Raw genomic sequence first — 13,894 nt, 5'->3', positions numbered from 1 at the left:
CTGCCTCCAGATGGAAGAAATTGCCCTAAAATTTATGTAATGATCACCCACTCAATCTAAGATTAACTTTAAAATCATTTAATTAACTTTTCAGAATGCCAGACGCAGAAAAGTTCCACAACCAGCTGGCTAATCACAGGCTGCTGCATCGGCAAGTTAGTAAAAAGGCAAAATCTTCCCTAGTAACCAATGAAGAAGAAGGAATGGTGCTTCAGTTGGCTGATGGCACTATCCAGGCTTGTAATGCCGCTAGCGATCGCATTTTGGGACTGACCGCACAACAGCTTGTAGGGCAAAATTTGCTCGATCCCAAGTGGCAGTTTATTCATGAAGATGGCTCTCCTTTACTCAGTGAAACTCATCCTGCTATTGTTACCCAAAATACAGGTAAACCTTGCTTAAATGTGGTGTGTGGCTTTTATAAACCAAGTGGTGAGCTAGTCTGGCTGTTGTTATCTTCGCAACCTCTGTTTCAAACTGAAGGAAGCAATCTGTATGCGATCGTCACAACTTTTTCGGATATTACGGAATCTAAACACGCTCAGTTCGAGGAAGACTATAGTTGCGAACAAGATACTCAACGATTTGATGCAGATGAATTTCAAATACTGTGGGATAGTCAACGTCTGTTTCAACAAATTGCTGGCACTCTTCCGGGGATAATCTACATTTATGACCTCATTGAGCAGCGAAATTCTTACGTTAATTACGAAATTGCTCAAGGTTGGGGCTACACACCAGCAGAAATCCAGGCGATGGGAAAAGAGTTATTTAATCAACTTTTACACCCTGAAGATTTGGCTCGACTTTCTAGCTATTTTGAAAAATTTAATTCTGCTTATCAAGGTGAAGTCCTTAGCTTTGAATACCGGATTCGACACGCCAATGGTGAATGGCGCTGGTTTTGTAGCTATGACACTGTGTACAGCAGAACTGCTGAGGGATTGCCGCAATATCTTTTGGGAATCGCTTTTGATATTACAGAACGACGACACATAGAAACTTCCTTGCGGCAAAGTAACGAAAGATTTGAGCTGGCAGCAGCTGCGGTTAATTGTCTCATCTATGACTGGGAGATTGAGAGAAATACTGTAGAAAGAACTCAGGGTCTAACCCAGGTTTTTGGCTACACACAACAAGAAACTGAACCTACCTTCCAGTGGTGGCAAGAACGCATCCATCCTGATGACCAACAAAGAGTTAATGACCAGTTCATGGCTAGTATGGCCAATGGAAACCGTTATCGAATTGAGTATCGAGTGCGTCACCAGGATGGTCGCTATTTGTGGGTGGAAGACCAGGGGTTTGCAGTCCGGGATGCAAATGGTCAGGTAGTTAGGGTAGTTGGTGCGAGTACTGATATTACTGAACAGCAAGCTGCTTTATGGGAACGTCAAAAAATTGAAACAAATCTGCGTGAGAGTGAAGAACGGATTCGGTTAGCTACTAATGCTGCTGAACTAGGTATGTGGTTTTGGAATATCACTACCAACGAGTTAATTTGGACAGACAAATGTCGGCAGCTGTTTGGACTGTCTTTAGAAGCTGAAATTAGCTTTGAGATTTTCCTCAACTGTGTATATGCAGAAGACCGCCAATGCATTCATGAAGCGATCGCTCGCTCTATTGAAGAAAAAGTTGAGTGTGACATAGAATACCGCACCCTTTGGTCTGATAGAAGTATTCATTGGATTTCTGCTAAAGGTCGCGTCTTTTATGATGCCGAAGGTAAGGCAGTACGAATGATGGGTACTACCCAGGATATTACCCAACGCAAACAGATAGAAAATAATTTGCGCCAGCGTGAAACTCAATTAAGGCGGTTAGTTGATTCCAACATTATTGGCATTATGTTCGCCACTCTTGACTACATTACTGAGGCGAACAAGGCTTTTTTAGAAATGGTGGGTTATACACGAGAGGAACTATTAACGGGTAAGATACGCAGACAAGATATTACCCCACCTGAATATCATGCTCTCGATCGGCAGGGACTAGAACAACTTTTAACGGTTGGGATATGTACTCCCTTTGAAAAAGAATATATCCGCAAGGATGGTTCCCGCATTCCCATATTAATTGGTGGTGCTTTGGTGGAGCGAGAGCCAGCGTCTTGGATTTGTTTCATTCTTGACCTAACCCCCAGGAAGCAATTAGAAAAGGCACTCAGGCAACAAGCTGAGGAACTCAAACAGGCAAACCGGAATAAAGATGAGTTTCTTGCTATTCTCTCCCACGAATTGCGATCGCCTCTCAACCCCATTTTAGGGTGGTCATCGGTACTCAAAAGCCGCAAATTTGATGAAGTGACTACAAATCGTGCTTTGGAAACCATCGAAAGAAATGCTCAATTGCAGATTCAATTAATTGATGAGTTGCTGGATGTTTCCCGAATTATTCGCGGTAAGTTGAACATAACTTTTGCCACTGTTAACCTGGTAGCTGTAATTGATGCTGCATTGGAAACAGTGCGGTTAATTGCCGAAACCAAATCTATCCAGATTAAAGTACAGGTTGACCCCAATGTTGGTAAAGTGTTAGGCGATTATAATCGCTTACAGCAAATTGTCGGGAATTTACTCTCGAACGCAGTCAAGTTTACTCCCTCTCGTGGTTCGGTGGAAGTAAGTCTCTCATTGAGTGGTGAATTAACTTTCCACTCAGCAATAATTCAAGTTAAAGATACAGGTCAAGGTATTTCCCCTGAGTTTCTACCCCACGTATTTGAATATTTTCGTCAAGCCGATAGCAGCACAACCAGGAAATTTGGCGGACTGGGATTGGGATTGGCAATAGTTCGTCACTTAGTAGAGTTGCATGGTGGCACTGTAAAAGCAGCCAGTCCAGGAATTGGACAGGGAGCAGTTTTTACTGTCAGACTGCCCCTGATGAAGGAGAATGAGGGTGCAGGAGAAGCAAGAAGAGTAAAGGAGAAATTTAACTCATCAGTTCTGCGTGGACTAAGAGTATTAATTGTCGATGATGATGTTGACACACGTGAGTTTCTACACTTCTTGCTACAACAGAATGGGGCGTTGATAACTGCCGCAGCATCGGTAAATGAGGCGCTTAAAATTCTAACACAGGCTGTACCTGATTTATTAATCAGTGATTTAGGAATGCCAGAAATGGATGGCTACAGCTTGATTAAGATGCTCAGAGCCATGCCCAAAGAGGAGGGCGGGGAAATTCCGGCGATCGCTCTTACCGCCTATGCAGGAGAAAGCGATCGCGATCGTGTCTTAAGAGCTGGTTTTCAGAAACACATTGCTAAACCAGTACAACCAACTGAATTACTCACCTTAATTGCAGATTTACTAGGTCAAAATCATGACTAAAACTCTATTTCTGTTCATTGGATTTTAGGCTGAACTAAACTGTATTGGGTTATAAAGAATACATTATTCATCCGACTTAAATCTCAATCGACTTAACCATGACCAAGAAAGATTTGCTTCGCAACCAAATTTTTACGCTGGAAAATATTCTTTCGCCAGCAGAATGCGCTGAATATATTGCTTTAACAGAAAACATTGGTTATGTAGATGCTCCTATTACTACCCACCGAGGTTTTGAAATGCGTCCCGACATCCGCAATAATCAGCGCGTTATTCTGGATGACCGGGAGCGTGCTTTTGATTTGTGGCAGCGTGTGTCAAATTATATCCCCAACACCATTGGTAGATGGCATCCAGTTGGGCTGAATGAGCGTTTTCGTTTCTATCGCTACGATCCAGGTCAGAGATTTGCACCTCACCATGATGGTGCTTATCGCCGCCCTAACGGTGAGGAAAGTTTATTGACTTTCATGATTTATCTGAATGAAGGCTTTGAAGGCGGTGAAACCCGCTTTTATCTTCCTCAATACTACAAAGATTTATCTAATCTAGCTGTGCTTCCAGTAACAGGTATGGCTTTGTGTTTTGTCCACGAACTAGTACATGAGGGCGCTACTATTATCCAGGGGCGAAAGTACGTCTTGCGATCGGATGTTATGTACAGTCAATAGTCTATAGCAATCCGATTTGATTCGGAGAATTACTCGTAGAGACTGGGGACTGGGGACTGGGGACTGGGGACTGGGGACTGGGGACTGGGGACTGGGGACTGGGAAAAAGGAATAAACGTGTACTGAGTTTTTTTCAAAAATAAAATATGAGTTTTATAGAAAGTGATTAAGCTGCAAAATAAACAAAATTTAATCTAACTCCCGGCGTCCCTCCAACGCCTTCGCCAAAGTCACTTCATCTGCGTATTCCAAATCGCCACCTACAGGTAAACCAAAAGCAATCCGCGTCACCTTGGTAAATGGTTTCAATAGCTGACCGATATACAGGGTTGTTGTCTCCCCTTCTACACTCGGACTAATTGCGAGAATTACTTCTTGAGGTTTTTGCTGACTCACACGGCGCTGCAAAGGTAGTATAGTCAATTGATCTGGGCCAATTCCATCAATTGGCGAAATCACCCCGCCCAAAACGTGATACTTGCCTTTGTATTCGCGGGTTTTTTCTAGTGCAATCACATCGCGAGGATCTGCAACAACACAGATAGTGTTGTTGTCACGATTGGCATTGCGGCAAATTTCACAAACAGGTTCAGCAGATAAGTGAAAGCAAACAGAACACAAGCCTATCTGTTTTTTTGCCTCAATTAAAGCTTGTGCCAAAGCTTCTACTTCTGCTTCTGGTCGCTTCAAAATATGCAAAGCCAGTCGTTGGGCACTTTTGGGGCCAACTCCCGGTAGGCGTTGCAATTGTTCAATTAACCGTGCTAAAGGGCGTGCGTAAACCGTTGTCTTGTCTCCAAAATGTTTTCACTTTAACTATGATGACATTTTTTTAGTACTTCCATCAGGCGCAACACTTCCAACTCGCGATCGCTAAGGACTCATGTTTGCCCTCACTGCAACTATGTAGAAGATAGGGACGTGAACGCCAGTATCAATATTCTAAAACGTGGACTAACTACCGTAGGGCATACGGGAAGCTACGCTTGGGGAGATTTGCCCTCTTGGGCGGTTGGCGCAAGCCTATCGTCTAACGGCGAGTCAGGGAACCAAGAATCCCCGTCTCTTTAGAGCGGGGAGTGTCAACCTAACCACTCAGGATTTTTGGCTGTACCATCAAATTGGCTAGTGGTTTTAAACAGTTCATACTGACCTTTGAGAGCAGCTTGGCGAGTCCGATTCAGTAATGCTTTAACTTGTTCTTGGCTCATGGGTGTAAAAGTGCGTACTGCCTCGAAAGCCTGGTCTAAGATGGGCATACTTTCAATGCCTGTAATCACCGTTGAAGTTGGCAGATTCATCGCGTAATGCAGACATTCAATAGGTTTGACCACATTGCTTTTGAGAATGTATTGATCGCCCATTGATTTCATCCCCAGTACAGCAATTCCATCTTCAACCAGTCTGGGTAAAACTTGCCTCTCAAAACTGCGGAAATGGGCATCCATAACATTTAACGGCATCTGCACTGCATCAAAACGGAAGTTGTTTTGATTGGCAACTTCCAACATTCTCAGGTGTACTAAAGGGTCTTTGTGTCCAGTAAAGCCTATGTAGCGAATCTTGCCAGCTTTTTGTGCTTCCACAACTGCTTCCATCGCACCACCAGGGGCAAAAATCCGGTCTGGGTCTTCCATGCGAATGACTTCATGATGCTGCAACAAATCAATGTGGTCTGTTTGCAAACGTTTTAAAGATTCATCAATTTGTTTAGCAGCAGCCGCCTTTGTGCGACCGTCGATTTTAGTCATCAGAAAAGCTTTTTGACGATAACCATTTTGCAGAGCCTTACCCATGCGAATTTCGCTACCTCCATTATGGTAATCCCAGCTATTGTCCATAAAATTAATCCCGCGATCGAGAGCAGCATGGATCAGCCTAATACCTTCTTGTTCGTCTTTTGGTCTACCAATATGATGACCACCTAGACCAATTACAGATATTTGTTCTTTGGTGCGTCCTAGTTGCCTGTAGAGCATTTCACCTTTTTTAATCTGGGGTGAGGTAGACTGATTTTGCGCTAAAACTTGTTTGGTTAAACCTTGTAAAGCAAATACCCCGGCTCCACCTAAACTAGAAGCAGAAACTACCTTCAGTAAATTTCGTCTGCTAATATCCACAAATTTATCCTTTTGCCACAGTATGAGAACTTGCCTTCATAGCTTTGCATAAAGCAAAATTCGCTACTTCTAACTGTTGAAGGATAAAAGCAGTGAGGTAGAGATAGATTTTTGATAAAGGAAGGTAATAGAAAAATATGCGGCTGTGTAAGCAGAGGAAGCATTAGAGACATCGGCAGCAGAGGAAGAATCTGATAGTCGTATTCTTGGTATTGTTTCAGTGGTTCAAATGTCAACTCAAACACAATACCTTAGTAAGAAAAACTTTTTTGAGAATTGTTTCTAAATTTGGCAAATATTATTTGTATTGCTAAATATTCCTTGCAAAATTTATAAATATTTGGTGCATAGTTCAGGAGTTGATAAAATCCAAAAAGTTTCTGGAGAAAAATCGTAATTTTAAACTTGATTGCGATAATAAGTTTAGCTAACTCAAACCTGTTTATTCTAAACTATTAAAGTTCCCCATACTAAACATGAGTAGAGTCAATGACTGCTTCATCACCAGATAATTCAATCAGTTCATCAAGTACTCATACTTTAGATATAGCTAGGCAACAGTATCAATATAACTACATCCATATACCACCTATTGCGATGCTAGATAGGCTTTCTATTGCCGAAGAGTTCACCACTAACTGGTATTTTTTATTAGCCCAGCAGTTACGAGTTGTGTTTATCAATACCTTAATTGTTAACAGAGGTAATCAAGGTTCTAAATCGATTCGTGATGATGCCGCAAAGTTTATTTTAGAAGCCTTGCTCAAGGGAGCAATACCAATCAGAATCAGCATTCTGACAAGAATATTGCAAATTATCCCTCAGTTTTTCCTCAATGGCATATCTAAGGATCTTAGAGAACTTGATGATATTTTTTATTCTATTTTGAAAGAAAACGGACTTGTGATCCTCAGAGATGCTCTAAATAGGATAATTAACCTTCTATATGAAGGACAGCCTACAGGACATGCAACCAGTCTCAAGGACTACGAAAATTTGTTTCCAGTGATTGGTGTACCAGCGATCGCTAAAACTTACCAATCAGATGAAGTATTTGCCTACATGCGAGTAGCTGGCTACAATCCCGTCACAATCGAGCGAGTAACTACTTTAGGCGATCGCTTTCCAGTCACAGACGAACATTACCAAGGAGTAATGGGAACTGAGGATTCATTAGCAGCAGCCGGACTTGAAGGCAGGCTTTACTTAGCTGATTATAAAATTTTAGATGGTGCGGTCAACGGTACATTCCCACACGAGCAAAAATATCTCTATGCTCCCCTATCACTGTTTGCCTTACCCAAAGGCTCAGACCCCACCCGTCTATTGCGTCCGATAGCCATTCAATGCGGTCAAACCCCAGGCCCAGATTATCCGATTGTTACCCCTAACTCCAGTAAATACTCTTGGCTTTTTGCCAAAACAATAGTCCAAATAGCAGATGCCAACTTCCACGAAGCTGTTACTCACCTAGCAAGAACTCACTTGTTAATTGGTGCTTTTGCGATCGCCACTGCTCGACAACTGCCACTCACCCATCCTTTAAGAATTCTACTACACCCGCATTTTGACAGCACTTTAGCAATTAACGATGCCGCTCAACGTATTCTCATAGCTCCAAGCGGTGGTGTCGATAGATTACTCTCAGCAACAATCGATAACTCTCGCGTTTTAGCAGTACTAGCATTACAAAGCTATGGTTTTAACAGCGCCATCTTACCTAAGCAATTCCAACAGCGCGGTGTAGACGATCCTAACCTATTGCCTATTTATCCTTACCGGGATGATGCACTACTAGTCTGGGATGCCATTCATCAATGGGTTTGGGACTACGTGAATCTTTACTACACCACGGATGAAGACATTCAAAAAGATACAGCCCTGCAAGCCTGGGCAGCAGAAATCTCAGCTTACGATGGTGGTCGCATCCCCGATTTTGGCGAAGATGGGAGCATTAAAACGCGCAATTATCTAATTGATGCCACTACGCTGATTATTTTCACTGCCAGCGCCCAACACGCTGCGGTTAACTTTCCGCAAAAAGATTTGATGGGCTACGCCGCAGCGATTCCATTGGCAGGTTATTTACCAGCCTCAACTCTCAAAAGAGAAGTTACTGAGCAAGACTACCTTAATTTGCTCCCTCCCTTAGATCAGGCACAACGGCAATACAACATACTCAGCTTGTTGGGGTCTATGTACTACAACAAGCTGGGCGATTATCAGCAAGGATACTTTACAGACCAAAAAGTAAAACCGTTGTTACAAGCATTCCACAGTCATCTTCAGCAGGTAGAAGACACCATCAAGCAACGTAATTTGCACCGTCCACCCTATGAATATCTACTTCCTTCTAAAATTCCTCAGAGCATCAATATTTGAATTGGAGATAAATGCCCAATACCCAATGACCAATGACTCAAAATAAATACCATGACACTTAAAGATAAAGTCCTCAAAGGTCACGATCGCCAGCTTTGGCTTGTACCTATACTAGCTAAAGTAGGTTACGACACTGCGATCGGCAAGTTTCTACGCTTGATTTTTTATTACATGGATGCGTCAATCATGCTCAACGCATGGCGAGACTTTCTCTACATCCGTAAGGACAATATTGGAGACAAGTATTTTGCAGTAGACCAAGCAATTATGCATTCCTCTCACTCCCAGGTAAGAGAACTAATGCAAACCCAACCACAACTGCGGGGAAATGATTTAGGCATCATCAGAATATTAGCTCCTAGCTACTTGCTTGACAATCCTCTGAGCTTGGGAACAAACGGTAACGAACATACAGGACTACGTACTGTAATCTTACAAGCCTTACCGGAACCGTCTCAAAAAATAGACTTTTTAGGAAATCTAGTTGAGCAAAGGCTGTTAGAAGCTGTTAAACAAGGCAAATTACATATCGGCAACGATTTGCCAAAGATCATACTATCGATTTTGCATCAACTGGTTTTTCAGATATCTTTATCTGAGGAAGAAATCACAGCATCCGATAATTACATTAAAGGTTTGGCTCTGGCATCCTTACCTAATTTTATCAGCAAGTATCTGTTAGCAATCTTAACAGCGCCAAGAATTCGGCATCGTCAATATCTAATTAAGCAATATAAACAATCAGCTTTATGGGCAGCTTACTTTCAAACAGGTGCTCAGTATCAGTTGAACGAACACCAAATCGCTAATACCCTTTTCGATATGATTCATATCGCTGGTACTGCCGGCACAAGTGCGCTTTTGGGATCTGTGATTGGTGTTCTTTGCTTAGATAATACCCTTAGAAAGGATGTAGTATCAGAAATCAATGCAGTCTGGAATGGCAAGAAAAATTTAGATCAAGATGCTCTAGAAAAGTTAACACTTCTCAATCAAGTGATTCTAGAAACGGCTCGTCTTTATCCACCTGTACGATTTGTTAGCCAACTCACCACTGAAGCAGGTGAAGTTGAGATTGGAGAACAAAAATGTCCATTTCAAAAAGGTACTCGCTTGCTTGGCTCTATTCTTACAGCTAATCGGGATGCCAATAGATACCAAAATCCAGATGATTTTGACCTAACACGAAGTTTTTCAGATATCTTATCTTGGAACGGTGAAGAGCATGAGCGAGCCTGTCCTGGTAAATCCTTATCAATTGGCTTTATCAAAATTTTCTGTTTACATCTGTTCCATAACTATCAGTGGGACTCAATTACAGAAGTCAAGTGGGATTTTGAAAAAGTGACTGCTGTTACTCCTAATAATTTAGTACTACAAGGTTTTGCTCAACGACTGTGAGTAAGGGACTTCCAATAAAAAAAACATCCTATTGTAGGGATGCACAACTGTGCGCCCCTACTTCTCATACTCGATTAAGTAAGCTGAAAGTAAGTGGCATTCCTGAATTATAATTTGGTAATTGATATGGTTTTTTGAGTTGATTTTACTTTTTTTCTAGTGTAAGATTACTCATCTTTTTTCGGACTCAGTTATTTAAAAATTTAGGTGTTCATTTAGCCCAAAGGAAGTAATTACAAATTATATGGTTGAATTAATTGAGAAAAAGCAACTTAATAATATTGCAACCTGGATGATTCCAATCAAAGAAACAAACTTACCATCTGCCCTGAAAGGTGTGTTTTTTCTGGATGGCAATCCTCTACCAGATACTTGCATTACTATGTACAATTTAGAATGGGATATACAAAATATAACTTTGCTTTTACCAGTTTTTGCACCGCTACAGTGGACTTTTCATAACTCGATTGCAGGTTCGATATTACTACGTTTTGTTCAATGGTTTCAACTAAGTTACAAAATTCAGTTTGAAGATGAAACTTTGCAACAAGCTCAAATTATACCTATTTTGCTCGGAATACCAATTTCAAAATCGATTGTCAGTTTGACAATGTCCCAAGACAAAAATTCTCTCAATGGAGATATTTGGCACAGAAAGAACGTTTGGTTTGGCGGACTTTCTCGGGCTGGTGAATATACTCTCCGTAAGGTTGTTGATCAAGATGGTTGTTATACTCCAGCTTTTAACGATATGCTTACCAGAGTCCAAAATGAATGTTTAGTGATTGGACACCACTCAAATTGACCTAGCTCAAGTTGGTAAGCTAAAGCTTAGAGCCTTGAGAACTTATCAAGTAGTTAGCTATTATACGCAAATATCAAAAATTTAGTGCCTTCATAGATGAACTCTGTCATCTTGCACATACCCATCTTTTGATGCGCCTGAAGTGATGCTTTGTTGTTTGCCTTGATGAACAGTATTCCTTCCCGCTCTGGTAGAAAATCTTTCAACTTAGCAAACATTACCGCAGCAATACCTCGCCCACGCATAGTTTCATCAACACAAATGGGGCCATACAAATAAGCATCTTTTGTACCAGGATAGGCTTGTAACATCACCTTTATAATTGGTAAATTAGCAGTTGTCTTTGACCAACTGAGTAAGAATCCTACAATATGACCATCTTTACGGGCTACAACGCTCGGCATTTGAGAGATAGTCATCATTACAGCCTCTGGCTCAAGATGACCTAATAACATACCACCATGTTCTGCATCATTGGCTTGGGCCAACTTGACGATTTCAGTAACATCATTGAGGCTGGCACGGTCAATCACTACATTATTGAGACACATACCTGGTTGACATAAATAAGAGAAAGACTTGCAGCAAAAGAATTTTCTTTTAGAAGAATAACAGAGAAGAATAAATTAGAGACTAACAAAATCTATTTTTATGTTTTTTTACATAATAGATTAGCCTTAAGTTCCAGTACACAGATATAGCTTCAGAAAAAACCTGCTGGGATTTGCATGACTTTAAGATTGACTACTTTACTTTATAAGCTGTAATCCTTATGATATTTCTCGTTCAGTTTCAGTCAAAATTTTAACCAAACCTCCTATGCCCAGCGTTGTGATTATCTATTTTTCTGGTGCAGGTCATACTCATCTTATGGCCCAAGCTATTGCTGAAGGTGCAAGTAAAGTTAAAGACACTACTGTTGAGCTGCTACGGGTTACTGGAGAGCAGATAGTCAATGGTCGTTGGAAGAATGAGCAGGGAATAGCAACTCTCAATCAAGCTGATGCAATTGTTTTTGGCTCTCCTACCTACATGGGTGGTGTCGCAGCTCAGTTCAAGGCATTTATTGATGCTGCTAGCGAAGTTTGGTTCCGACATGGATGGAAAGACAAAATCGCTGGGGGTTTTACCCATTCCAGCTCTCCTAGTGGCGATAAACAAGGCACACTCCTCTATTTAGCTACCAACGCAGCCCAACATGGGATGATTTGGGTAAATGTGGGAGACTTGCAAAGCTTTTTATCTGGTAAAGATGATGGGATAAATCGATTAGGAGGATTTCTAGGTGTAATGGGTGAAAGTCAACTCGATATGAGTGGCAAAGAACCAGTGCTAAATTCGGGTGATTATCTGACTTCACTACGCTTTGGGGAACGTATTGCAGAGGCAACTAAACGTTGGGTTAAGTAGCTTTTGACACTTATATTTGGTTATAGCATCCTTGTATCTGACAAAAAATTCAAAGAGTCAAAGTTGCACTAAAGCAGCGATCGCTTGGAATAGCCAGTACACTACTACTATGCTAAAACTTCCAGAGTGCGCAGGCGTAGCCCGCCGTAGGCATCGCTGTCTTTTCTACTAGATAAGAGTGCCCTTCTTATGGGAATACTTTATATATAGTAATTGCAACAAATAAAACTCATGTAGTATGAGCTACTGTACCAATATTGATTGCCTACGTCCACAAAATTCTGACAGTTCTCGTTTTTGCAATAGTTGTGGTCAGGAATTATTGCTTAAGCAGCGATATCGTCCACTCGCCGTGATTGGACGCGGTGGCTTTGGGAGAACGTTTTTAGCTATTGATGAACATCTTCCAAAACAACCCAAATGTGCGGTCAAACAACTATGTTTTCAAAAGGAAAATCCTGAGACTTGGGATAAGGCAGTCAAATTATTTCATCAAGAAGCGCTTCGTCTCAATGAGCTAAAACATTCTCAAATACCCAAATTACTAGCGCACTTTGAACAAAATCAAAAGTTTTATATCGTTGAGGAATTAGTAGATGGACAAACACTCGCTCAAGAATTACAAAAACAAGGCGTTTTTCCAGAACCGCAAATTTGGCAAATATTAAAAAGTTTATTGCTCACATTACAATTTATCCATTCTCGACAAGTAATTCACCGAGATATTAAACCGGAAAATATTATGCGTCGTTCGGTTCTAGGAGACCTTGTTTTAATCGATTTTGGAGTTGCTAAATTCGCCAATAACATGAAGCAACTTAGTACAGGCACAATAGTAGGTAGTCCAGAATATATTGCTCCCGAACAAATACGAGGAAAGGCATTACCAGCTAGCGATCTTTACAGCTTGGGTGTAACATGCATTTACTTGCTTACCAATGTTTCTCCCTTTTATTTGTTCGATATTACTAACGATCGCTGGATATGGCAAGAACATTTACCAGCAAACAATACTGTTAGCGTTCACCTGTGTGAAATATTAGATAAACTTCTACAAAATGCTGTTTCACAACGCTTCCAATCTGCAACAGAAGTTTTACAGATGCTGGAGCAACAACCAAATAAATTGGTAAATATTTCTAATTATCGTACAGCAATTACTATTGATTATACGCATTTGCGTGATTTATTAGCAAAAGGAAAATGGCAATTAGCAGATCGAGAAACTTGGGAAATAATATGTCAAGCCATAGCAAAGTCTAAAGGTAGCTATATATTTAGTAGTGACCTTGAGAAACTTCCCTGTCAAGATTTGCAGACCATTGACCTTTTATGGATGAATTACAGTCATAAACGCTTTGGTTTTAGCGTCCAGACACTTATTTACAAAAACGTGAATGGAGACTATGGAATTTTTTGCAATCAAGTTGGTTGGCATCTATACAATTATACTTATGCCAATTCGGAATTCAATTTTAGTCTCAAAGCACCAATCGGTCATTTACCTTCACGTATTTGGATTGGTGGTTCTCAACCGTGGCGCTACCCGGATGCTTTAGCTGAAAAACTAGCAGCTTGTAGTATTAGTTAGTTTTGATAAAAAAGATTGTTGGATAAGATTACTAATAAACCTACTTGTTATATTGCCTAATTCCAAAAACTTTTATAGAAAGCATAGTAGATGTATTAGTACAGCACGGCGTAAATAAACATATCATTTGAAATAGTATAAAAGCCCGAAATACAATTCTTTTAACTTTTGACTTT

At 40.8% G+C, this 13,894-nt stretch carries 10 protein-coding genes and 1 pseudogene; 8 read left to right on the top strand and 3 right to left on the bottom strand.

The window, feature by feature from the left end; all coding sequences use genetic code 11:
- The first annotated feature begins 95 nt into the window (after nt 1–95).
- Both V7K79_RS09480 and V7K79_RS09475 read left to right on the top strand, forming a co-directional pair.
- Nucleotides 96–3,338 (top strand): PAS domain-containing protein, encoded by a 3,243-nt coding sequence (locus V7K79_RS09480; RefSeq protein WP_335046909.1) that lies wholly within the window; start codon nt 96–98, stop codon nt 3,336–3,338.
- 98 nt (nt 3,339–3,436) lie between these two features.
- Nucleotides 3,437–4,009 (top strand): prolyl hydroxylase family protein, encoded by a 573-nt coding sequence (locus tag V7K79_RS09475; RefSeq protein ID WP_335046907.1) that lies wholly within the window; start codon nt 3,437–3,439, stop codon nt 4,007–4,009.
- 189 nt (nt 4,010–4,198) lie between these two features.
- On the opposite strand, the gene recR is transcribed toward V7K79_RS09475, so the two are convergent.
- A complete protein-coding gene (gene recR, locus V7K79_RS09470) occupies nt 4,199–4,756 on the bottom strand; it encodes a recombination mediator RecR (RefSeq protein WP_335046904.1) in 558 nt (185 codons plus the stop codon).
- 117 nt (nt 4,757–4,873) lie between these two features.
- On the opposite strand from recR, the pseudogene V7K79_RS09465 reads away from it, so the two are divergent.
- A pseudogene (locus V7K79_RS09465) lies at nt 4,874–5,080 on the top strand (zinc ribbon domain-containing protein); the annotation flags it as partial.
- An 11-nt stretch (nt 5,081–5,091) separates the two neighbouring features.
- On the opposite strand, the gene V7K79_RS09460 reads toward V7K79_RS09465, so the two are convergent.
- Nucleotides 5,092–6,129, bottom strand: a complete 1,038-nt coding sequence (locus V7K79_RS09460; RefSeq protein WP_335046902.1) for an aldo/keto reductase — start codon at nt 6,127–6,129, stop codon at nt 5,092–5,094.
- A 489-nt stretch (nt 6,130–6,618) separates the two neighbouring features.
- On the opposite strand from V7K79_RS09460, the gene V7K79_RS09455 reads away from it, so the two are divergent.
- The 3 genes from V7K79_RS09455 to V7K79_RS09445 all read left to right on the top strand — a co-directional run bounded on the left by V7K79_RS09455 (nt 6,619) and on the right by V7K79_RS09445 (nt 10,717).
- Nucleotides 6,619–8,511, top strand: a complete 1,893-nt coding sequence (locus V7K79_RS09455) for a lipoxygenase family protein (RefSeq protein WP_335046900.1) — start codon at nt 6,619–6,621, stop codon at nt 8,509–8,511.
- Nucleotides 8,512–8,562: 51 nt separating this feature from the next.
- Nucleotides 8,563–9,912, top strand: a complete 1,350-nt coding sequence (locus V7K79_RS09450; protein ID WP_335046898.1) for a cytochrome P450 — start codon at nt 8,563–8,565, stop codon at nt 9,910–9,912.
- A 244-nt stretch (nt 9,913–10,156) separates the two neighbouring features.
- Entirely contained in the window at nt 10,157–10,717 is a 561-nt protein-coding gene (locus tag V7K79_RS09445) for a hypothetical protein (RefSeq protein ID WP_335046896.1), read from the top strand.
- Between the two features lie 53 nt (nt 10,718–10,770).
- On the opposite strand, the gene V7K79_RS09440 is transcribed toward V7K79_RS09445, so the two are convergent.
- Complete coding sequence (locus tag V7K79_RS09440) at nt 10,771–11,268, bottom strand: GNAT family N-acetyltransferase (RefSeq protein ID WP_335046895.1); 498 nt, start codon at nt 11,266–11,268, stop codon at nt 10,771–10,773.
- A 268-nt stretch (nt 11,269–11,536) separates the two neighbouring features.
- On the opposite strand from V7K79_RS09440, the gene V7K79_RS09435 reads away from it, so the two are divergent.
- Nucleotides 11,537–12,127, top strand: a complete 591-nt coding sequence (locus V7K79_RS09435; RefSeq protein ID WP_335046893.1) for a flavodoxin family protein — start codon at nt 11,537–11,539, stop codon at nt 12,125–12,127.
- Between the two features lie 238 nt (nt 12,128–12,365).
- Nucleotides 12,366–13,718 (top strand): serine/threonine-protein kinase, encoded by a 1,353-nt coding sequence (locus tag V7K79_RS09430; protein WP_335046891.1) that lies wholly within the window; start codon nt 12,366–12,368, stop codon nt 13,716–13,718.
- The last annotated feature ends 176 nt before the right edge of the window (nt 13,719–13,894 follow it).

The sequence above is a fragment of the Nostoc sp. genome, assembly GCF_036917575.1.
Lineage (GTDB): Bacteria > Cyanobacteriota > Cyanobacteriia > Cyanobacteriales > Nostocaceae > Nostoc.
Note: the sequence above shows the minus strand (reverse complement) of the source record. Positions and strands in the feature narration are given on the sequence as shown.

Coding starts and splice junctions, on each gene's coding strand:
- V7K79_RS09475 (WP_335046907.1), top strand. CDS start 3,437: ATGACCAAGAAAGATTTGCTTCGCAACCAAATTTTTACGCTGGAAAAT.
- V7K79_RS09480 (WP_335046909.1), top strand. CDS start 96: ATGCCAGACGCAGAAAAGTTCCACAACCAGCTGGCTAATCACAGGCTG.
- V7K79_RS09430 (WP_335046891.1), top strand. CDS start 12,366: ATGAGCTACTGTACCAATATTGATTGCCTACGTCCACAAAATTCTGAC.
- V7K79_RS09440 (WP_335046895.1), bottom strand. CDS start 11,268: ATGTGTCTCAATAATGTAGTGATTGACCGTGCCAGCCTCAATGATGTT.
- V7K79_RS09435 (WP_335046893.1), top strand. CDS start 11,537: ATGCCCAGCGTTGTGATTATCTATTTTTCTGGTGCAGGTCATACTCAT.
- V7K79_RS09445 (WP_335046896.1), top strand. CDS start 10,157: ATGGTTGAATTAATTGAGAAAAAGCAACTTAATAATATTGCAACCTGG.
- V7K79_RS09450 (WP_335046898.1), top strand. CDS start 8,563: ATGACACTTAAAGATAAAGTCCTCAAAGGTCACGATCGCCAGCTTTGG.
- V7K79_RS09455 (WP_335046900.1), top strand. CDS start 6,619: ATGACTGCTTCATCACCAGATAATTCAATCAGTTCATCAAGTACTCAT.